At 43.0% G+C, this 21,048-nt stretch carries 21 protein-coding genes; 10 read left to right on the top strand and 11 right to left on the bottom strand.

What is annotated here, in order from left to right:
- Window positions 1-13 precede the first annotated feature (13 nt).
- The 3 genes from thrC to thrA all read right to left on the bottom strand — a co-directional run bounded on the left by thrC (window position 14) and on the right by thrA (window position 5,019).
- Window positions 14-1,324, bottom strand: a complete 1,311-nt coding sequence (gene thrC, locus J3L18_RS24775) for a threonine synthase (RefSeq protein ID WP_129569526.1) — start codon at window positions 1,322-1,324, stop codon at window positions 14-16.
- 177 nt (window positions 1,325-1,501) lie between these two features.
- Entirely contained in the window at window positions 1,502-2,497 is a 996-nt protein-coding gene (locus tag J3L18_RS24770) for a homoserine kinase (protein ID WP_129569525.1), read from the bottom strand.
- Window positions 2,498-2,568: 71 nt separating this feature from the next.
- Window positions 2,569-5,019, bottom strand: coding sequence for a bifunctional aspartate kinase/homoserine dehydrogenase I (thrA, locus tag J3L18_RS24765; protein WP_112656387.1), 2,451 nt, complete (start codon window positions 5,017-5,019; stop codon window positions 2,569-2,571).
- Between the two features lie 676 nt (window positions 5,020-5,695).
- On the opposite strand from thrA, the gene rsgA reads away from it, so the two are divergent.
- The gene (gene rsgA, locus J3L18_RS24760; RefSeq protein WP_129569524.1) at window positions 5,696-6,616 is read left to right on the top strand and encodes a ribosome small subunit-dependent GTPase A; all 921 of its coding nucleotides are present in this window, start codon (window positions 5,696-5,698) and stop codon (window positions 6,614-6,616) included.
- Window positions 6,617-6,897: 281 nt separating this feature from the next.
- Here rsgA and J3L18_RS24755 read toward each other — a convergent pair whose 3' ends face one another.
- Window positions 6,898-8,091, bottom strand: a complete 1,194-nt coding sequence (locus tag J3L18_RS24755; RefSeq protein WP_129569523.1) for a serine hydrolase domain-containing protein — start codon at window positions 8,089-8,091, stop codon at window positions 6,898-6,900.
- Window positions 8,092-8,225: 134 nt separating this feature from the next.
- Entirely contained in the window at window positions 8,226-9,464 is a 1,239-nt protein-coding gene (locus J3L18_RS24750) for a cystathionine gamma-synthase family protein (RefSeq protein WP_129569522.1), read from the bottom strand.
- 231 nt (window positions 9,465-9,695) lie between these two features.
- On the opposite strand from J3L18_RS24750, the gene dtd reads away from it, so the two are divergent.
- Together dtd and J3L18_RS24740 are read left to right on the top strand one after the other, a co-directional pair.
- On the top strand, window positions 9,696-10,151 hold the full coding sequence (dtd, locus tag J3L18_RS24745) for a D-aminoacyl-tRNA deacylase (RefSeq protein ID WP_129569521.1): 456 nt from the start codon (window positions 9,696-9,698) through the stop codon (window positions 10,149-10,151).
- 190 nt (window positions 10,152-10,341) lie between these two features.
- On the top strand, window positions 10,342-10,716 hold the full coding sequence (locus tag J3L18_RS24740; protein WP_091176114.1) for a GxxExxY protein: 375 nt from the start codon (window positions 10,342-10,344) through the stop codon (window positions 10,714-10,716).
- A gap of 147 nt (window positions 10,717-10,863) precedes the next feature.
- On the opposite strand, the gene J3L18_RS24735 is transcribed toward J3L18_RS24740, so the two are convergent.
- Both J3L18_RS24735 and J3L18_RS24730 read right to left on the bottom strand, forming a co-directional pair.
- Complete coding sequence (locus tag J3L18_RS24735; protein ID WP_129569520.1) at window positions 10,864-11,133, bottom strand: hypothetical protein; 270 nt, start codon at window positions 11,131-11,133, stop codon at window positions 10,864-10,866.
- Window positions 11,134-11,139: 6 nt separating this feature from the next.
- Window positions 11,140-11,715 carry a sigma-70 family RNA polymerase sigma factor gene (locus J3L18_RS24730; protein ID WP_091176109.1) on the bottom strand — a complete coding sequence of 192 codons (576 nt, stop codon included), beginning with the start codon at window positions 11,713-11,715 and terminating at the stop codon, window positions 11,140-11,142.
- Between the two features lie 242 nt (window positions 11,716-11,957).
- Here J3L18_RS24730 and J3L18_RS24725 point away from each other — a divergent pair, with 242 nt between their 5' ends.
- From J3L18_RS24725 to J3L18_RS24710, 4 genes are all read left to right on the top strand, one after another.
- Entirely contained in the window at window positions 11,958-12,791 is an 834-nt protein-coding gene (locus J3L18_RS24725) for a DUF1223 domain-containing protein (RefSeq protein WP_129569519.1), read from the top strand.
- Window positions 12,792-12,820: 29 nt separating this feature from the next.
- A complete protein-coding gene (locus J3L18_RS24720; protein WP_189549220.1) occupies window positions 12,821-13,528 on the top strand; it encodes a cytochrome b/b6 domain-containing protein in 708 nt (235 codons plus the stop codon).
- The gene (locus J3L18_RS24715; protein WP_129569518.1) at window positions 13,503-14,312 is read left to right on the top strand and encodes a molybdopterin-dependent oxidoreductase; all 810 of its coding nucleotides are present in this window, start codon (window positions 13,503-13,505) and stop codon (window positions 14,310-14,312) included. The genes J3L18_RS24720 and J3L18_RS24715 overlap by 26 nt, the downstream gene beginning before the upstream one ends.
- Before the next feature lie 249 nt (window positions 14,313-14,561).
- Window positions 14,562-15,929: an MFS transporter gene (locus J3L18_RS24710; protein ID WP_129569517.1), complete on the top strand. Its 1,368-nt coding sequence runs from the start codon at window positions 14,562-14,564 to the stop codon at window positions 15,927-15,929.
- A 20-nt stretch (window positions 15,930-15,949) separates the two neighbouring features.
- Here the strand turns inward: J3L18_RS24710 and J3L18_RS24705 are convergent, their stop codons facing one another.
- From J3L18_RS24705 to J3L18_RS24690, 4 genes are all read right to left on the bottom strand, one after another.
- Window positions 15,950-16,078: a hypothetical protein gene (locus J3L18_RS24705; protein WP_262511172.1), complete on the bottom strand. Its 129-nt coding sequence runs from the start codon at window positions 16,076-16,078 to the stop codon at window positions 15,950-15,952.
- A 108-nt stretch (window positions 16,079-16,186) separates the two neighbouring features.
- The gene (locus tag J3L18_RS24700) at window positions 16,187-17,071 is read right to left on the bottom strand and encodes a sugar phosphate isomerase/epimerase family protein (protein ID WP_090533817.1); all 885 of its coding nucleotides are present in this window, start codon (window positions 17,069-17,071) and stop codon (window positions 16,187-16,189) included.
- A gap of 195 nt (window positions 17,072-17,266) precedes the next feature.
- Complete coding sequence (gene def, locus J3L18_RS24695) at window positions 17,267-17,839, bottom strand: peptide deformylase (RefSeq protein ID WP_129569516.1); 573 nt, start codon at window positions 17,837-17,839, stop codon at window positions 17,267-17,269.
- Between the two features lie 17 nt (window positions 17,840-17,856).
- On the bottom strand, window positions 17,857-19,086 hold the full coding sequence (locus tag J3L18_RS24690; protein WP_189549222.1) for a M16 family metallopeptidase: 1,230 nt from the start codon (window positions 19,084-19,086) through the stop codon (window positions 17,857-17,859).
- 150 nt (window positions 19,087-19,236) lie between these two features.
- Between J3L18_RS24690 and hpt the strand changes: the two genes are divergently transcribed.
- The 3 genes from hpt to J3L18_RS24675 all read left to right on the top strand — a co-directional run bounded on the left by hpt (window position 19,237) and on the right by J3L18_RS24675 (window position 21,027).
- The gene (hpt, locus tag J3L18_RS24685; protein WP_129569514.1) at window positions 19,237-19,776 is read left to right on the top strand and encodes a hypoxanthine phosphoribosyltransferase; all 540 of its coding nucleotides are present in this window, start codon (window positions 19,237-19,239) and stop codon (window positions 19,774-19,776) included.
- Between the two features lie 115 nt (window positions 19,777-19,891).
- Entirely contained in the window at window positions 19,892-20,392 is a 501-nt protein-coding gene (locus tag J3L18_RS24680) for a hypothetical protein (RefSeq protein WP_129569513.1), read from the top strand.
- A 104-nt stretch (window positions 20,393-20,496) separates the two neighbouring features.
- Entirely contained in the window at window positions 20,497-21,027 is a 531-nt protein-coding gene (locus tag J3L18_RS24675; protein ID WP_129569512.1) for a hypothetical protein, read from the top strand.
- Window positions 21,028-21,048: the final 21 nt, after the last annotated feature.

Genomic DNA, 21,048 nt, shown 5'->3' with positions numbered 1-21,048 from the left:
AAAAATACTGAAATTAATTAACCCCTAAAAGATAGCCTTTAAAATCAGCAAAATCTTTACTGATGGCAACTGCGAGCTTGGTTTTTGCTTCCAGTTCTTTTACCTGTTCCGGTACTTCAATTTTAGCAGCAACCTCATCGCTAAATACGTCAGGGAATTTACAAGGATGTGCGGTTGAAAGGAATACACCGGCGGTGTCAACAGCGGCATGGTCCTGTTTATAATCGGTTAAAGCCTGCCATGCGATAGCAGTGTGTGGGCAAACCACATAATTATAGTTATCAAATACCCAGTTGATGGCTTTTACAGTTTCCTCGTCATCGTACTTAAAGCCAATAACCAATTCTTTAAGCGCTTCGGTATCGTTTTTAAACAGATCGGCAATACGTACCCAGTTGCTTGGGTTGCCTACGTCCATTGCGTTAGATAAAGTTGCTACCGATGGTTTGGGTTGATAAACGCCGGTTTTTAGAAACTCAGGCACAGTATCATTGACATTGGTAGCCGCAATAAATTTTTCGACAGGTAAGCCCATTTTCCAGGCTAACAAACCTGCGCCTATATTGCCGAAGTTGCCGCTTGGCACGGAGAAAACTACTTTTTTAATGCCTTGCCTTAATAGCTGTGCATATGCATTGAAGTAATAAAAAGTTTGCGGAACCAAACGTGCAATATTGATGGAATTGGCGGATGTAAGGCGGAATTTTTCGTTTAGCTCATCATCAACAAACGCCTGTTTCACCAGGGCCTGGCAATCATCGAAGGTACCGTCAACCTCAAGGGCACGGATGTTTTGACCATTGGTAGTTAGTTGCTGCTCCTGCACGCCGCTCACTTTACCTTTTGGATAAAGGATGGTAACACGGGTATTGGGGACACCTAAAAAGCCAAGGGCTACAGCACCGCCGGTATCGCCACTAGTGGCAACCAGTACGTCCAGTTGTTTTTCGCCGGGCTCAAGGAAATAGCTCATTACGCGGCTCATAAAGCGGGCACCAAAATCTTTAAATGCCAGTGATGGTCCGTGGAAAAGCTCGAGGACATATACATTGTCTTCCAGCTTTACAATAGGAGCTGGGAAGTTAATGGCATCATCGATCAAGGCTTTCAAATCGGCCTCCGGAATAGAGTCGCCAAGCAGGTTTTGTGCTACTTTGAAAGCAATTTCGGGGAGGGAGTATTTATCAAGGTTGTTGATAAAATCAGCATCCAAACGGGGGATGCTGTAAGGCATATATAAGCCTTTATCCTGCGGCATGCTGTTAAAAACCGCGTCTTTGAACGATACTTCAGATAGGGTATTATTGGTACTGTAGAGTTTCATTTTTGATTTCGGAATTCGGATGTTCGATTTCGGATTTAATTAGGTTTATTAGAGCTCATCCTACCATGTCATCGCGAGGTACGAAGCAATCGCATGCTATACAGGGCGGACCTGCTTCCGTGCGATTGCTTCGTACCTCGCAATGACATAGTGGTTTGTATTGCGAAGGATTTAAGGCTATCCCAAAACCTTCGGCCCCGCGTCATTTATAGTTGATACGTAGCTATTGGATCCGATTTTTAAGCCGGTTAAATGCTGCTGTAATTTTTGGGTGATGGCTCGTGCGGTGGCTTCGTCTTTGGTAAAAGCAAACACCGACGGGCCAGAGCCTGATATACCAAAGCTTACCGCACCAAGTTCCATCGCCATTTCGCGCATTTTGTAAAAGTCAGGGATCAGCATAGAGCGTACTGGCTCAACGAGCACATCTTTCATACTGCGGCCAATCAGTTCGATATCCTGCATAAATAAACCGCTTACTAAGCCCGCAATATTGCCCCACTGGGTAACGGCATCCTTCATCTGGATGTTTTTACGGATGATTTGGCGGGCCTCTCTTGTAGGTACATCCACATCAGGGAATACAATAGCGCACCACAGGTTTTTAGGATGCGGTAGCCTTACCACATCAAGCGGCTCATAACTACGGATCAGCACAAAACCACCAAACAAGGCAGGGGCTACGTTATCAGCATGACCATGACCGCAAGCCATCTCTTCGCCTTTCATAGCAAAAGGAAGTAGTTTTATCGGGTCGGAATTATCTCCTAATAATGTTTTAATAGCAAACAAACCTGCAACCGTACTGGCCGAGCTTGAACCTAAACCACTGCCAATAGGCATTTTTTTGTGCAGCTCGATATCTAAACCAATATCGGTACGGCCAACACTTTGTAAATAATGCTGAACACTAACGCTCACGGTATTCTTAGCCGGATCAAGCGGCAGGCGACCGTCATCGCCAGTGATTTTGCTAAGTGTGATGCCCGGTTTGCCCGTCACACGCATGATCACCTCGTCGCCGGGTTCATCAACTGCAAAGCCCAGCACATCGAAGCCGCAAACAACGTTAGCTACAGTTGCCGGAGCAAAAACGCGGATGCTACCCCCCCCGCCCCCTAAAGGGGGGGCTACCAGGGGGGCGGCTTTTATTTCTTCTAAATTATTTTCCATGTAAATATATATCTATTACTATCCCTTTTTTTAGCTATAAGCTATGGTTCCCCCTTCAGGGGGTTAGGGGGTTAATTCGCTCCCACATTTATTAAATCAGCAAATACGCCTGCGGCGGTTACTTCGGCACCAGCGCCAGGGCCTTTTACTACCAGCGGACGCTCACGGTACCTGTCGGTAGTGAAGGATATGATGTTATCGCTGCCCGACAGCATGTAGAACGGATGGTTTTCATCAACCATTTGCAGGGTGATAGTTACTTTACCGTCCTCTAACTTGCCAATGTAACGCAATACTTTGCCGTCTTTTTCGGCTGCATCTTTTAGTTTGGCAAAATGTGCGTCTTCGGTTTTAAGGGTAGCATAAAAATCCTCAACGGTTTTAGCCTCAAGGCTTGCTTTTGGCAATACGCTTTCTATTTCAACGTCGGCCTCTTCCATAGCATATCCGGCATCGCGGGCAAGGATGAGCATTTTGCGCATAAAATCCTTACCGCTCAGGTCATCACGAGGATCTGGTTCGGTATAGCCTTTGTCCTGTGCTTCTTTTACCACATCGTGGAAATTGGCATCGCCTTTAAAGTTATTAAAGATGAACGATATAGTACCCGAAAGTATTGCTTCAATACGTTGCACCCTGTCGCCGCTGTTCATCAGGTTTTTAAGGGTATTGATGATCGGCAAGCCAGCGCCAACGTTGGTTTCGTAGAAGAAATCAACGCCATGAGCGCGCGCGGTATCTTTAAACGTGCGGTACTGCTTATAACTGCCCGAGTTACCTATTTTATTACAGGTGATTACCGAGATATTGGCTTTAAAGATCTCCTCGTAAAAACCGATAGGAACGGGACTTGCAGTGTTGTCAATAAATACACAGTTTGGCAGGTTCATTTCTTTCATCCGGTTGATGAACGATTGCAGATCGGCTTCATAAGGCGACGATTGCAGGTCATTTTGCCAGGTATCTAAAGAGATGCCATCACTATTGAACGTCATTTTGCGGGTATTGCTGATACCGGCTATTTTAACCTGGATGCCGTTGTTATCTTTCAGGTATTCGCTATGGGCGTTCAATTGATTAAACAATGTTTTGCCAATGTTGCCGGTACCCAGGCAAAACGCATGCAGGGTTTTGGTCAACTGTACAAAGAAGGCGTCATGCACGGCGTTCAAGGCTTTTGACAGATCGTTCGCCGAGATGATCACCGAGATGTTATATTCAGATGAGCCTTGTGCTATAGCCCTTACGTTAACACCGTTACGGCCCAGCGCATGGAACAACTTGCCCGACATGCCCGGGGTTTGTTTCATATTTTCGCCAACAATGGCTAATATCGCAAGGTTTTTCTCGATAACCAGATGCTCGAGTTTTTTAGCGGCAAGCTCCAGTTCAAACTCCTGTTCGATAACCTGTTTTGCCCTGTCTGTATCTTGCGGCTGAACTGCGAAGGTGATGCTATGTTCAGATGATGATTGGGTGATCAGGATTACGTTGATCTGCTCGCGGGCAAGCAAGGAGAACAAACGGCCGCTAAAGCCGGATTTGCCCACCATACCGCTGCCCTCTAAATTTAGGATACTGATATTGTTGATAGATGAGATCCCTTTGATTGGCAGGGTAGAGGCCTTGCAATCATGACGGATCACGGTACCTTCAAACTCTGGCTCAAAGGTGTTTTTAATTACGATAGGTATCTTCTTTAAAAATGCCGGGATCATGGTTGGCGGATAGATCACCTTGGCGCCGAAGTAGGAAAGCTCCATAGCTTCGGTATAAGTAAGCTCGGTTAAGGAGAACGCTTTTTTCACCATGCGGGGATCGGCAGTCATCATGCCGTTAACATCCGTCCAGATCTGAACCTCCTGAGCATTTAACGCTGCGCCGAATATGGCTGCAGTATAATCTGATCCACCGCGACCTAATGTTGTAGTTTGCCCTGCATCGTTTGAGGCGATGAAACCGGTAACGATCAATGTTTTGCCTTTGTTTTCGGTATACAGGCCTTGTACCAGTCTTTCGGTAAGTTCGGTGTTTACCTTGGCATTGCCGAAAGCGCTGTCGGTTTTAATTACATCAGCAGCATCAACAAAAAGTACATCGCCAAAATGCTGGGCTGCAACTTTGCTCACCATCAGGGTTGAGCAACGTTCGCCGAAGGCCAGTACCTGGTCGCGGGTTTTCGGGGTAAGTTCGCGAAGGGTAAGCACGCCCTGTAAAAGTTCTTCCAGTTGGTTGAAGTGAATTTTTAAACGGGTAAGCGCCGGGTTTTGGTTTTGTACATCCAAAAGGGCTTTAACCGTATCAAAGTGACGTTTCTCCAATTCGGCTAGGCCTGCGGTAAACTCTTTGCCGTTTGCCGCATCTTCGGCCATGGCCGAAAGCAGGTTGGTTACACCGCCCATGGCAGATAATACCACCACCGGCTTTTCTTCATTTTTTACTTCATCCTTCAGGATGCTTAACAGGGTTTGGATGCTGCTTACAGATCCAACGGAAGTACCTCCGAATTTTAAAACTTTCATTTATGGGTTAGTAATCGTTCTGTAACAAAAAAACCTTCCTCTTTGCGGAGGAAGGTTTTTCTTTTGGCTTTCATTTTATGTTTTACACCATACGATTATCTTCCTCCGAGGTTTATACCGGTGGTAATAATAATTGTAGAAATGGTGTTGTTAATTGTCATATATAATGTCTGTAAAGTAAGTAGATTATTTTCTGATTTGCAAGGATTATTTAACAAATTATGATTTTCGTAATAATTGTAAGGCGATTGAGGGGGTGATTGATGGATTTGATAATGAGGGTGATAGGTAAAAGGATTTATCTGTCATTGCGGATTATTGTAAGCGTACAGGGAAACGACTGCGGATCCTATATGCAGTTAAATATTTTGATTGTTTAGCAAGAATGCTTGCAGGGCGTCAATAATTTATGCGAATTACGCGAATTATTTCAACCTAATGCTGAGCAAGGGGTATGATTCGATCGAATGACCCTAATTACGGCTCGGAAAGGCAGTTTGTGTAATTCGCTAATTCGAATAAATTCGTGGAGAGATTTTTACCACGAATGCTCAGCATGCCATTCACAATTAACCGAATTACACAAATTATGACGTAGAATGGCAATTCGTGTAATTCGCTCAAATTCGAAAAAATTAGTGTCAAAATTAATTTGCTACTTTTGAGGCTCGATAATATGCAGGGACTAATTACAAAATCAACCGGAAGCTGGTACCAGGTACAAACCCCCGATGGGCAAAAGATAGATTGCCGCATCAAAGGTAAGTTCCGTATAAAAGGTATTACCACAACCAACCCTATTGCCGTTGGCGATGTGGTTGATTTTGAAATGGAGCCCGACAGGGAAGATGGCGTGATCACCAACCTGCATCAACGAAAAAACTACATCATCCGCAAGGCTATTAACCTGAGCAAACAGGCGCAGATCATTGCTGCCAATCTCGACCAGGCTATTTTGGTAGTTACGCTGGCTTCTCCGCGTACTTCTCTGGGTTTTATAGATCGCTTTTTGGTAACTGCCGAGGCTTACGATATCCCTGCAAGACTGGTGTTCAATAAGCTCGATCTGTTTAGCGATGAAGGCCTGGAGGTTTTGGCCGATTATAAAGCTATTTATGAAGATATTGGCTACCCCTGTTTTGAAGTTTCGGCTATTGAAGGTACTAATATCAGCCAGGTGCAGGATCTGTTGAAGGATAAGGTCACTTTGTTTTCCGGCCACTCGGGCGTGGGTAAATCAAGCCTGATCAACGCGTTGCTACCCGAGTTGGACCTGCGCACACACATGGTATCCGACTGGAGCGATAAGGGGATGCACACCACCACCTTTGCCGAAATGTTTGAGCTGCCGCAGGGTGGTTTTATTATTGATACCCCCGGCATCCGCGAACTGGGTGTTATCGACATAGAAAAACAGGAGCTTAGTCATTTTTTTCCCGAAATGCGTGAACGGATGAACCAATGCCGTTTTAACAATTGCCGCCACATCAATGAACCCGGCTGCGCCGTACTTGAAGCTTTGGAAGAGGGCGAGATAACCCTGTCGCGCTATGAGAGTTACCTGAGTATTTATCATGGTAATGATACAAGAGCTTAGGGAGAGAATCAAGACTTTTAGAGTCAGGAGGCAGGAAGAAAGAGTCGGGACTCTTAGAATCAGGAAGCAGGAAAAAACAAGCATAAAATTTAAGCCTTTTATAAAAGATGTCATTGCGAGAAGCGGCAGGGGCAAAAGTGCGTGGGCGCGACGTGGTAATCGCATGCTATACAGGGCGGCTATGCTTCCGTGCGATTGCCGCGCTGCGCTCGCAATGACATGGTTTTTTTATTGCTTAGGGGTAAAGTGTATGTATTAGCTTGTGGCCGAATTTATCACCCTTACCTCCCCGCCGCTTCCTTCACCAGCACATCAACAATAGCCTGTTTGTTCGGCAAATACTTATTACACAAAAACAAGCCTCCTTTGCCGGTAGTGGTATTAAAGAACAAATAAGTGCCTACGCCGGGATCATCGCCGTCATGGCCTACGGTGCCGTTAGTATATAAATTCCAGAAGATGCCTTTGTTACGATAGGTTAAATTGATGTTTTTAGGCGGATGCTCCTTGTTGAACTGCGCGGTGAACATGGTTTGATAAGATGCCTCAGTAAGCAGCTTTTTATCGTGCCTGGCAATTGCCACTAAATATTTGCTCAAATCTTCGGGCGAAGTTTTTAGCCCTCCATCCGGATACGTAACCAGGTCATATAATGGGAACCGGTTCTTTTGATCGAGGTATAAATAGGCGTGTTTTTTTAAATCCACATCCTCGATATGCCAGCCTGAGTGATCCATCTTTAACGGTTTCAGGATATATTTTTTGGTAAACTCCGCATAAGAAAGCCCTGATTTAAGTTCAATGAGGTATGCCGCCAGTGCCGAGCCGATGTTAGAATATGAGGAAACGCTTCCTGCCGGACCTTCCCCGAAATTGGCCTTGCTGTAGTACTCTCCCTGTGGGGATAAATAGTTGTAAAAGAACTGGGCTAAAGTTGTATCCTTTAATTTATCACCAAAGCCCATTTGGTTAAGGGTTTTAATCGAAACACTGTCATAAGCCCTTAGTTTAGGATAAAAATGATAGCAGTAATGATATACTTCAGGATTATCAACAATCCCTGATGTATGGTTGGTTAACTGCCTGATGGTTATTTTTCCGTTTGGGTCATTAGGATTGGTTACCTTAAAAGGTAGCACATCGTTGATATCTGTTTCCAGCGTAAAATACTTTAATTCGATAGCTTTCATCAACGCTACGGCAATAACAGTTTTACTCACCGAGCCAATGTTTTGAATTGTATTGGCCAAATAGGGGACTTGGTTGGCTTCATCTGCATAGCCAAAACTATGGGAGTAGCTAACTTTATTACCATCGGTCATGATCACATACATGCCGGGCAGGCTTTCATGCGTAAAAGCCTGTTGTAATTTGATGGTTAAAGAGTCTGGTTGGGTTTGCGCCTGGATGCCGCTGGTTATAAGTGCAAGGGTTAGCACACGAAGAAGTGTTTTCAAGGTTTTATAGGTTTTCATACGTCTATATTACAACAAACAGCACATAAACCCCTATCGATCAATGAAAATTATTTTATGTTCTGCTATGATAGTCGCGAACAGGTAATGGTATTCAATAAAAAAGGCCTTGTGAATAACACAAGGCCCAATATTTATTCGCCTAAAGCGGTTTTGAAATCTTCGAGTAGATCGTCAAGGTCTTCAATCCCTACCGACAGGCGGATCATACTTTCAGGAATGCCCATTTCTGCGCGGCGCTCGGCACCAAGCTCAAAGAAAATGGTTTGTGCTACCGGGATGGCCAGGGTACGTGTATCACCAAGGTTGCTTGATTTTACAACCAGTTTCAGTTTATTTAAAAATGCCAGGCAGTCGATACTTTCATCAAGCTCGATGCTCATCAAGCCGCCATAACGTGCAAATAACTCGCCGGCAAGGGCGTGCTGTGGGTGCGATTCAACGCCCGGGTAAAATACTTTTTTAACTTTTGGATGATTATCGAAATATTTAGCCAGTGCCAAAGCGTTGCTGCAGGCACGGTCAAGGCGCAAGGCCAGGGTTTCGGCACCAACAGATATTGTGTGCGCGGCCTCGGGTGATAAAGTGCCGCCGGCGTCACGTAACCCTTTCTTACGGATCTGGGTCATGCCCAGGTTCTCTGGTTTTACAGCTGCTTTAAATCCGGGGAAAATGTTTGGATAGTTTGCCCAGTCAAACAAGCCGGTATTCGTAACCGCGCCACCGAGCGCGTTGCCATGACCGCCAATATATTTGGTAAGCGAGTTGATCACCAAACTGGCTTTAACATTAACCGGGTTAAACAGGTATGGCGAGGTCATGGTGTTATCAACCACGTACATAATGCCTTTTTCCTCGCACAGATCGCCAATGTTTTTTAGGTCGGCAATTTGCGTGGCCGGGTTGGCAATAGTTTCAACAAATACCATGCGGGTATTTGCTTTTACTGCCGCGCGTACATTATCAACCGAGGTAGCATCAACAAAATCAATGCTGATACCCATATCAATAAAGGTTTGGAAAATACTGCGGCTGTTCCCAAACAGGAACGAGCTGGCTACGATATGGTCAGTACCTTTAATAAGGGCCATTATCGTTGCCGAAATTGCCGCCATACCAGTTGAGAAAGCGATACTTGATACCCCGTGTTCCATTTGGGTTACCTTTTGCTCCAGGGCGGTAATAGTAGGGTTACCCTGGCGTGAATAAGCATAACCACTTTTTTTATTCTGGAAAATATCAACCAGGTCCTGCACATCCTCGTGCCCGTAGGTTACCGAGGTGTGGATTGGTTTATGTAATGAACCATGCTCGGGTTTGCCAAGACGGTCGGCATGTAATATGGTGGTAGTGAAGCCTTTTTTTGTACTCATTTTAAATCCTATTAATTAGATATACATAATAGCGGTTGCGAACTTAATTAATTACGCACTAATTACACGAATGGAATTGACACTAATTGTACTAATGATAACGAATTGACACAAACTACTTATAAGGCGTTTGCAATTTGATCGAATTACACGAATTACTTATCTATAGCGAATAAGATTAATGAAATTCGCCTAAATTGTAACCAACATAAATTAATTCGTGTAAAAATTATGAGGGCTGTACTACAACGCGTTACCCAGGCAAGCTGCACTGTAGATGGAAATGTTACAGGCGAGATAGCCGCCGGATTTTTGGTATTATTAGGGATTGAAGATGCCGATACCCCAGAAGATATGCAGTGGCTTGCTAATAAAATTACAGGCATGCGTGTTTTTGGCGACGAGAACGGACTTATGAATAAAGCCCTTGCCGATGTTAACGGGGATATACTATTGATATCACAGTTTACCCTTTTCGCTCAAACTAAAAAAGGAAACCGCCCGTCGTTTCTGCGGGCTGCCAAGCCGGATAAAGCTATCCCGATGTACGAACAAATGGTTCAAACGCTTGAAACATTAACAGGCAAAAAGATAGCAACAGGCATTTTTGGTGCTGATATGAAAATCAACCTGCTTAATGATGGTCCGGTTACTATTATAATGGATACGAAGGATAGAGAGTTTTAACACGAATATTTTGCGTGTCGATTACAATTAGATCGAATTACACGAATCCATGTTTGACACGAATCCTTGCTCTCTGAAGAGAATTATTTTGAATTACACGAATTGTTTTTTATCGACTCCTCGGGAGAGTTAATTAAATAATTGATGAAATTAAAATCATTCTATATTTTGGTCACCAATTCTGTTAACCGTGGTTGAAATCTTATTTAAGGAAGAATCTTACAAAATTATCGGGGCATGTTTTGAGGTTCATAACATATTGGGGCACGGATTTAAAGAAGCAGTTTATAAGGATGCCCTCGAGTTTGAGTTTGCCAGGTTAAATATCCCATTTGTACGAGAAAGACCATTTACCATTACATATAAAGAACAAAAACTCAAGCATTTCTTTGTTGCTGACTTTGTAGTTTATGACGGTATCATTCTCGAAGTAAAAATAGGCAATTACATCGGCGACCCATATATCAAACAAACGCTTAACTACTTAAAAGCCTCTGGCCTCAAATTAGGCCTTGTAATAAATTTCGGAAAACCTTCAATTGAATATCAACGAGTTGTTTTCTAAAAAAGGATCCGGCTATCTAATCACCCACGCCAATTCGTATAATTCGATCCTATTATCTACGCCAAGCAAAGATTCGTGTCAAACATGGATTCGTGTAATTCGCTCAAATTTTATTCATAATGCAAATCCATTCGTGATAAAATCTTATTACGCCAAGCCCTCTTCAATCCTTGCCTGCAAATCTGCTTTAAAAGTATCATCAAGTTTCAGCTCATTTTTTAGCGAATCATGAAATAGCTGCTGCACCATATCATTAATAACGCGGCTTTGTTTATTGTATAATACGCACACGCCGCAACCGGCCAGGTGAATGCGCAGCTCCATTTCCTCGCGGAAGCTAAGCCGTTTAAGCTGTTTTTTTTCGATGAGGAAAGTAGCTTTTTTACAGTTATATATAATTTTTTTTAAATAGCTCATTTCAGTTTAATTCCAGTTTTTTTGAAGGCAGGCCCTCAGGTTAACTTTTGCCCGGTGAATGATAACCCAGAAGTTGGCCTGGCTAACATGCAGTTCGGTGCAAATATTTTCGGTAGCCGCATCGTCTATGTGTTTCATGGTAAATACTGCATTCCACAGGGCAGGTAATTTTTGCAGGCATTTTTGCAGAATGCTGTTCAGCTCTTTTTTTAACAAAGGATCCTGGTCGTCCATTGCCGCGATGGGCTGTGGAGCATATTCAGCTTTCCAGTGCCCATTGTCTTCCTCAAAAAAATCATCCTGCTCCTGAGCTGCTTTATTAGCCGAAGCTATAGCCAAACCTGATGATTTTTTGCGGTATACATCAATAATCTTATTTTTAAGGATAGCGGTAAGCCACGTTCGTTCGGTGCTTTTGCCCTCAAACCGGTCCACTTTTTCAAGGGCTGCCAAAAAAGTTTCCTGTACCAGGTCTTTGGCCGTATCCTCATCATTGATGCGCACAATGGCATACATATACAGGTAATCGGCATAGGCTGTAACCCATTTATGAGGGTTTAATACATTAGTTTCGGTTAACATGAAATGCGGTAATGCTAATATAATTACAGGCTTAGTCGGGCGCAGACCTTAATCCTTACAAGATAAATTCAAATCTATTTTAATCCAAGACCTTCCTGATGATTACTAAGTTACGCTACGTGTCTTGATTTGAGCATATTATGCCGATATTTATATCAGCCAAAAAAGTAAAAAATTATTGTAAGGTTATCCCAATAAACCCGACAAAGCAGAAAAAATGTATATCATTTAAACTAAGTGAAATGAAAAAGATCAGAATATTTGCGTTTGTGTCGTTTGTTATAGGTGCAGTAATCATTTCTGTTGCATTCATAAATTGCAAAAGTGGAGCTAAAACCAGCCACAGCGATAATTTAAAGTTTGATGGTAAAGGTTTTGCCCTTGTTGAACTGTTTACTTCCGAAGGCTGTTCAAGCTGCCCGCCTGCCGACGAACTGGTTGCCAAAGTTCAAAAAGAAGTGGGCGATAAGCCTGTTTATATTTTAGCCTACCATGTTGATTACTGGAACCGCCTTGGCTGGAAAGACGTTTTTAGCAACGCCGATTATTCCAAACGGCAAAATGAATATGCGCGCTGGTTAAACCTGTCGCAGGTTTACACGCCGCAAATTGTGGTTAATGGTAAAACGGAGTTTGTAGGTTCGCAGGAGGAGCGTTTGCGCAGCACTATTAAAAGCGGCTTGCAGGGGAGCGACAGTGTTCAATTGAACTTAAGCGTTACTCTTAGTGCAAATAATACAGCTTCGGTGCAATATAAAGTTGAAGGCAATACCGGGAGCGCACCTAATGTGATATCATTGGCATTGGTTCAAAAACAGGCTATTGTAAAAGTTGAGCGTGGTGAAAACGGCGGCCGCACTTTGGCCCACGCTCAAATTGTACGAAACCTTCAAACTATGCCTTTAAACAAAAACAATGGCAGCGCAACTATTGCTTTGCCTGCCGGGGTTGAGGCCCGGGGATGGGAAGTAATAGGTTTTGTGCAAAATACAAGCAACGGTGCTGTTTTGGCAGCATCGAAAAGCCTGTTCAAAGTATCGGCGGATGTGGGGCGACAAGATAAAAACATACAATAGTTGTGTTGAATAGCATTAAGAGCATTTAGATGAAAGTAATTAAAGAGAAACACACCCTGTTAATGCGTTGGACGCATTGGGTAAACTTCCCCATCCTCACCATCATGATCTGGAGTGGCTTACTCATTTACTGGGCCAACGATACTTACACGTTCACGCTCTTCGGTGTTACTTTTATTCGCTTTTTTCCGCAGGGTTTTTATGATGCGCTGCACATTCCCCGGCGGCTGGCCGAGGGTATGGCTTTCCACTTTTTGTTCATGTGGTTTTTTGCGCTGAATGGTTTTTTATACGTGTCATATACCATTATATCGGGTCGGTGGCGGGAGCTGTTGCCAAACCGGCATTCGTTTAAAGAAGCCTGGCTGGTGGTTTTGCACGACCTGCATATCCGCAAAATGGCCCCCCCTCAAAATAAATACAACGCGGCCCAGCGTATTGCCTATACGGCTATTATTGTTATGGGCTTTGGCTCGCTGATAACCGGGTTGGCTATTTACAAACCGGTACAGCTTAATTATTTAGTCTGGCTCTGCGGCGGGTACCACCTGGCCCGCATCTGGCATTTTGTGCTCACCATTGGTTATGTGCTGTTTTTCCTGGTGCATGTTGTACAGGTTGTACTTGCCGGCTGGAATAATTTCAGGTCGGTTATTTCGGGGTTTGAGGTGATAGATGAAAAACCACAACCCGCTATTCAAATTCAAAACGATGAAACTAACGAAAAAGCTGAATAAAGTTTTCAGTAAAAATAAAGGCCCGAAAAAGGAGCTTACAGTTGAGCAGAAGATCAGCCGGCGCAATTTTATCTCCTTCGGCAGTTTCCTGGTATTGGGCGGTGCCGCATATGGCGGCTGGCGCTGGCTTTATACTTCGCCCAATGAGGTGCCGGGCATTACAGGAGATGCCCACAAGCCATTACGTGCGGTGCTTAATGCCAACGAAAAGGTGGTTCGCCAGCTATACAGCAATAAAAACCTGGTAAAAACCTATCCAAAGGAAATGGCGGCGAAGGTGGTGCGCCACAACAGTGATATAGGCTCGGAGGGTTTGATTGATGTAGACAACTGGAAACTGTCGGTCAAAAAACAGAATGGTGAGCTCTTGAATATCGGTATCGATGAAATAAAGAAACTTCCTAAAACCGAGATCATTTATGATTTTAAGTGCGTAGAGGGCTGGGACCAGATTTCGCACTGGGGCGGTGTAAAATTTAGCGATTTTATAGCTCACTTTAAGCTTGAAGCTGAAACCCAACTGGAGTACGTTGGTATGGAAACTCCCGATAAAGAATATTACGTTGGTGTAGATATGCCAAGCGCCATGCACCCGCAAACCCTTTTGGCTTATGAGGTAAACGAAAAGCCTTTGCCGCCAAAACACGGCGCGCCGCTAAGGCTTATCATCCCGGTTAAATATGGTATCAAAAACCTGAAGCGGATTGGCAGTATCAGCTTCAGCAATAACCGTCCGCGGGATTATTGGGCCGAACAGGGATATGATTATTATGCAGGGTTGTAAAAGAACAGGTCAGGGAAGTCGCGTTTAAAATAACTCCATCTGTTTTACTAATCTCATACTGAAAAATTTCTACACAAATGCTTTGCAAGCTCTCCACAATTAATCGAATTACACGAATCTTAAATTGATTCAATTCGTGTAATTCGATTAATACGTAAAAATTAGTGTGAAAATTTTTTATTTATTGTTTTTCAATCCGCATGGTAAACCGCCATTATATATTGATGTAATATTTGCATATTGCATTAAATGCCGGCCAATAAACTACCACTTTCCAAACAGCTTGCTTATGCCTGCGGAATGATAGGGTGGAGCATCATGACCAATATTATCATTGTGATGCTGCCTTACTTTTACCTGCCGCCAAACAATGCCGGGCTTACTACGCTGGTACCTCAATTGTTGCTTTTTGGCCTGTTCAATATCATGTCTGTGATTACAGCTTCCGGGCGGTTGGTGGATGCTTTTTTTGATCCTTTTATTGCCTCGCTAAGTGATAAAAGCGAAAACCGTCGTGGGCGGCGCATTCCTTTTATGCAATGGGCTGTTTTACCTGCCGCCTTATTTTGCGGATTAACCTTTTACCCTGTGGTAAAGGGCGAAAGTATTCATAACGCTTACTGGCTTACCTTTACGCTTATTTGCTTTTTTATGGGCGCTACGGCCTATATTATCCCATACAACGCCCTGCTGCCAGAGCTTACCCGCACGGGCAGCGAAAGGGTTAAACTATCATCATTACAACAGGTGGGTTTTGTGATAGGGATTATCCTATCGGCCATGGTCAATAACTTTGCCGACTGGGTACAACGCTTTGCCGGTACCCTCAATCGCGATACCGCCGTACAGTACACCATTTGGGGGCTGGCCATATTTGCCGGGCTGGTGATGCTCGTGCCTGTATTCACCATTGACGAAAAACGGTATTCAAACGGTCACCCATCGCACTTGCCGCTATTGCCTGCTATTCAAAAAACCTTTGAAAACCGGAATTTCAAATATTACCTGATATCCGATTTTTCGTACTATATGGCATTAAGCATCATATCAAGCGGCTTACTGTTTTTTTTAAAATCGTTGTTAAATCTGCCCGAATCTATGGGCGGAGAACTTATGGCTACGATGGTATTGGTATCACTGCTGTTTTATCCGCTGGTTAATTACCTGTCGCAAAAGATTGGCAAAAAACCTATCGTGCTTTTTTCGTTCGGGTTACTGAGTTTAATTTTTGTAGCGATATTTTTCCTGGGCAAACTTCCATTTACACCGCAGGTGCAAATCTATACGCTGGTTATCAGTGCGTCGTTTCCGCTGGCCTCGCTGGGTATTTTGCCCAATGCTATACTTGCCGAAATAGCACAGAACGAGGCTAAACGTACCGGCGAGAACCGCGAGGGGATGTTTTTTGCGGTTAAATACCTGTTTGTAAAACTGGGCCAAACACTGGGTATTGCATTGTTTGCGTTTTTAACCATTTACGGAAAAGACCCGGGCAACGATTATGGCCTGCGCCTGAATGGCATTTGCGGTTGTGTACTCTGTTTGCTGGCTTTTGTTTTCTTTAACCGGTTCAGGGAGCGTAGGAACAGGGGCAAAAAAAGAACCGCTCATCATTGAGCTTCAAATCCCGCCAGACCTTAAAGGCAGGTGACATGTTGCTGTGTGATCTGAATCGGCTGTTTATCGGTTTGCGCTTCAGCAACACAGGCAAAAAGAAGCGAAGCCATCAAAATGACTATGAGGTATTTGATTATAGTTGCGCTCATTTTCCTTTGCCGTTAAATGTGTTATAAAACAATTTGCCCTTGTAGAATAAAAAAGGCCTGCCATTTGTTTTAAATGCAGGCCTTCAGGATATCGGTGTAAAAGCAATATTACACCAGGTTCTTTTTAATATAGCTGATACTTTGTGCAATGCTTACAAACGGATCGCCCGGGCAAACATCCTGCTCAACAAAGAAATATTTGAGGCCCGATTTTTTAGCCTGGGTAAAGATCTTTTTAAAGTCGATAACCCCATTTCCAACTTCAGTAAATTTCTTTTCAGGGGTTTTGTCCATATCCTTAACATGCCACAGCGGGAAACGGCCCGGGTGCTTATCAATAAGGGCGATTGGATCCTGGTTTGCTTTATTAACCCAATACAGGTCCATTTCCATTTTTACCAGGTCTTTATCGGTGTTCTCCAAAAGGATCTCATATGGGTATTTACCGTTTTCCTGTATAAATTCAAAGTCGTGGTTGTGATAGCAAAGCTGGATACCCGCGCCTTTACAGGTTTCGCCGGCTATATCAAGCATGTTGGCCACGTTTTTATAATGGTCAAGATTGCCGCGTTCAGATTGTGAAAGATATGCGCAAACCATGTATTGCACACCAGCTTCGGCAGCGTCATCAACGGCTTTTTTCCAGTCGTTCATGATGGTTCCTTTTTGTTGTTCGCCGTTAACCAGCTCCTCGCCTAAACGGTAATGCGCGCTCGGCATGATGAGGCCGTTTTGTTTTAAAACATTTGCAAAATCGCCGGGGCGCATGCCATAAAACAATTCGGTACCAGTATAAGTTGCACCTTCAACAGATGTGAAACCTGTTTTGGCAACCTTTGCCAATGCAGCAACAGGGTCGGCAGCCATAGCATCACGCACAGTATATAATTGTAAGCCTATATATTTTTTATCATATGCAAACAAATTAGGAGCTGCCAACAGGCCTGCTGAAAGTAGCGCCGAAGTTTTTAGAAAAGATCGTCTGGTAGTCATTGGTTTATGATTTTTATGATTGGTTGTGTAAATATAACGCATTAAAAATGCCAAAACAAAGACCGAAATTACGCCGATTGGTTTAATGCAGAGGTATAGTATTGTAATTTTTACAGGCTTAGCTGAATATTTATAAAAATATACAAAAAGAAAAAGCCGCTGTGTGGCGGCTCTTCATATGCTTTGGGTAAAGTATTATCTTCCTTTTTTTATGTTGGGAAACTTCATTTTATAATCCACATCAACCATGCCTTTTGATATATCGTTAAGCTTTTTTTCGATAAGCCGTTTACGTAACGGGCTTAGCTTATCGGTAAACAATTTGCCTTCAATGTGATCGTATTCGTGCTGGATAACACGTGCGGCCATGCCCTTAAAAGTTTCTTCATGGTGTTTCCAGTTCTCGTCATAGTATGACATGCGTACAACCGGCTTGCGGTATACATCTTCACGAATATCCGGAATGCTCAGGCAGCCTTCGTTAAAACTCCATTCCTCACCAGTTTCTTCCAGTATGGTAGCATTGATGAACGCTTTTTTGAAATCTTTCAGTTCCGGTTCGTCATCATCAAAGGGGGTGGCATCCACCACAAATAAACGCATTGACATACCTACCTGCGGTGCTGCCAGGCCAACACCACGGGCCGCGTACATGGTTTCAAACATATTTTCAACCAGTTCTTTTATATGCGGATACTCGTCGGGCTCAATGGCTGTTGCTTTCTTTCTTAAAACAGGATCACCGTAGGCAATGATAGGATACTTCATCTTGCAAAAATAAAGGATTATTGCTTAGGCTCAAATAGCAAAGTGATCAAGCGGTTATTATCAAAAATTTCATTGCTGATGGTCAGCAATTGCTCGGCGCTTACCTGGTTAATTTTAGCAAAGATCTCTTCGAGGGTGTCAACATGGTTAAAATCAATCATGCTTTTGGCCATAGCTATAATGAGGCTCATGCGGTTTTCTTCCGCTAATGCTATTTGCCCGATAAACTTTTGCCGGGCCTGGTGCAATTTCAATGTGCCCAGCTTTTGTTCACGCAGTTTTTTCAGCTCCTTATGAATCAGTTTTGAAGCTTTGTTCGCTTTTTCTGTATCCGTACCAAAGTAAATAGAAAAGATGCCGGTATCAGTTAAAGGGGTGTAATTTGATTCGACAGTATAGGCTATACCATGTTTTTCCCTGATTTCGAGGTTGAGCCTGCTGCTCATGCCCACTCCGCCCAGGAGGTTGTTAAGCAATAATAAGCCCCATTTGTGCTCATGCGACGATGAATAAGCCTGTGTGCCTATAATGCAGTGCGTTTGTGAGATAGGTTTGTTAACGATATGGATACTACCCCTACCTTGTAAGGGCTTTACCCGATTTTTTTTAAGCTCATTTAAAGGCACATGGCCGAAATACTTTTCAGACATGGCCACCAGTTTCCTGAACTCATAATTGCCGTGTACAGCAAAGATCATTTCGGTTGTATTATAGTTTGCCGCTATAAACCCCCGGATGTCGTCCCCGTTAAGCCTGCCAACGGTTTCGGGCGTACCTAAAATGTTTTGCCCCATGGGGTGCTCCTTAAACAGCAGCTCTTCAAAATCATCCTGTATGGCTTCTTCCGGTTGGTCAAGATAGGAAGCTATTTCATCTAAAATGACACCGCGCTCTTTCTCCTGTTCATCATCCGGGAACGTGGAATGAAATAATATATCCTCAAAAAGATCCATAGTGCGGTCAAGGTGCTGGTTAAGCAACGACGCGTGGATGCAGGTATATTCTTTAGTGGTATAAGCGTTAAGATCGGCGCCAACAAGCTCAAGCCTGTTGAGGATCTGGCTGGTGTTACGGCGTTCGGTTTCTTTAAACAGCAGGTGCTCAATAAAATGGGCAAGGCCTTCCTGTCCCGGAGCTTCATCGCGCGATCCTGCGTTTACAATAAAGCAGCAATGTGTAATTGCCGAGGGCCAGTGCTTATACAGTATGCGGATACCATTAGGTAAAGTATAAAGTTGATAGTCAATCATTCGGCTGCAAAGATAAGCTTATATGTCACAATTATTTTTCACGCTATTGTAAGTGATTAATAGTATTTTAGGCGCTTAAAATCCAATTTCGCCGGGATTAATGTAAACGGCGGAACTATACTGCCTTTAAAAAACAAACTAAACCCAATGACAAAACAAATAGCCGATCTGGAATTTGAGATACTACTAACTGCCGATAAGATTGAAGAACGTGTTAAAGCCATTGGCATACAATTAAATGAAGATTATAATAATAGCATACCCGTTTTTATAGGGGTACTCAGCGGCAGCTTTCTTTTTACAGCCGACCTGATCAAACAAGTGAGTATTCCATGCGAAATTAACTTCACCAAATTAGCATCATACTATGGTGGCACCTCCAGTAAGCTAAAAATACGGGAAGATATTGATTTAACGGTTGATATTAAGGGACGCGATGTAGTTATTATTGAAGATATTGTTGATACGGGCAATACAGCTCACTATCTAATCCAGAAACTGAAGGAAAGAGAGCCCGCCTCATTAAGGTTATGCTCATTATTATTAAAGCCGGCCGCTCTTCAAAAAAAGATAGAGGAGCTTAAGTATGTAGGCTTTGAAATAGAAAACGAATTTGTAGTAGGTTATGGCCTTGATTACAAGGAAATGGGGCGTAATTTAAAAGATATTTATAAAAAAGTAGGATAAGAATAAACGGATCTTAACAGAAAATGTGGCAGTTGCTATTGAGACATAGCACATTACGGGTAATTTTTTTAACAGATGATTAAAACAATAGCTCCCTTGTTTCGTTTTAGGGTTTATGAAATATACATCTTTACTTTTATCAGGCTGCATAGCAGCATCGTTTTTGTTTTCTTCATGTGATAAAAAAGGGCCGGCTACTTCAACTGTTGCTATTACCATAACTGATGGCCAGACCGGCACTGCATCGGCAGGTGCAACAGTAAAACTGTATGATGATGTAAATAAACCCAATACCGGGGAAGCGCCTTCATACACACTTACTACGGATGCGTCAGGAAAAGCGACTGCAGTAGTTGCCTATATAGGAGAGTATTACATTGTTGCTGAAAAAGGAACCCAAAAAAGCTATTACAATGGACTGATTCCGATAGGTATTTTTAAAACTCAGGCCGATATTGACAGCAGCCCTAAACAAACACCCGCAGCAATAATTGGTTCCGTGAAATTTAAGGACACCAATAACGATGGCGTTATCAACGATTCGGATAAAGCAAAAGCGCCGAATTTGTTTTTGCAAGAAGGACAAACGCTTAATTACAGCTTAGCGGTTTATTAATTTACAGAGAGACTCATTTTATAGTAAAGCTACCGGTGAAAATCGGTAGCTTTATTGTTTAATCGAAAGGGCTGTTTTTTTAAGCAATCAGCATTTCTCAATTAATGAAAAGAATATTTATCAGTCTGGTTGCTATCCTGCTTTTAATAGCTGTTGTTATGTCATTAACCGGCTATAACCTCACTATTCCGGTGTCGAAAATTAATAATAATAGGCTCAACCCCTTATTGCCTAAAGTAAAGCCGGGCGAAAGGTTACAGCTGTTTTCAAATTGTGATTTTTCAAAAGACGATTGGACTGCCTATATAGTAATTGCGCCCGAAGATTTTGACGGTCTTAATCCTCTTATGGGAAAAAGGATTTGCTGGAAAACAAATAGCAGAACCCTGCTGGCTCAAATGAAAAAAAACTGGGTTTTTAAATATCGTGAAAATGATGATATGGCTACAGTAAACAGTTCTTTTTACCTTATACGGGATGGGCATATGGTTTTTGAATCGGGAATAGTACTGGATAAAAATAACCAGGGCTTACAGAACTTAAATTACGGTTGGATGCAGCCGGTGGACGGTACCGCTTTTGTAAATGTTTGCAGAGGCTTTGAGAAAATATACTGGCCCGTCGTGCTTTTTTAATTGGATATAATCGATCACGTA

The sequence above is a fragment of the Mucilaginibacter gossypii genome (assembly GCF_017569325.2).
In the GTDB taxonomy this organism is placed as follows: Bacteria; Bacteroidota; Bacteroidia; order Sphingobacteriales; family Sphingobacteriaceae; genus Mucilaginibacter; species Mucilaginibacter gossypii.
This window is presented reverse-complemented; position numbering and strand designations above follow the sequence as displayed.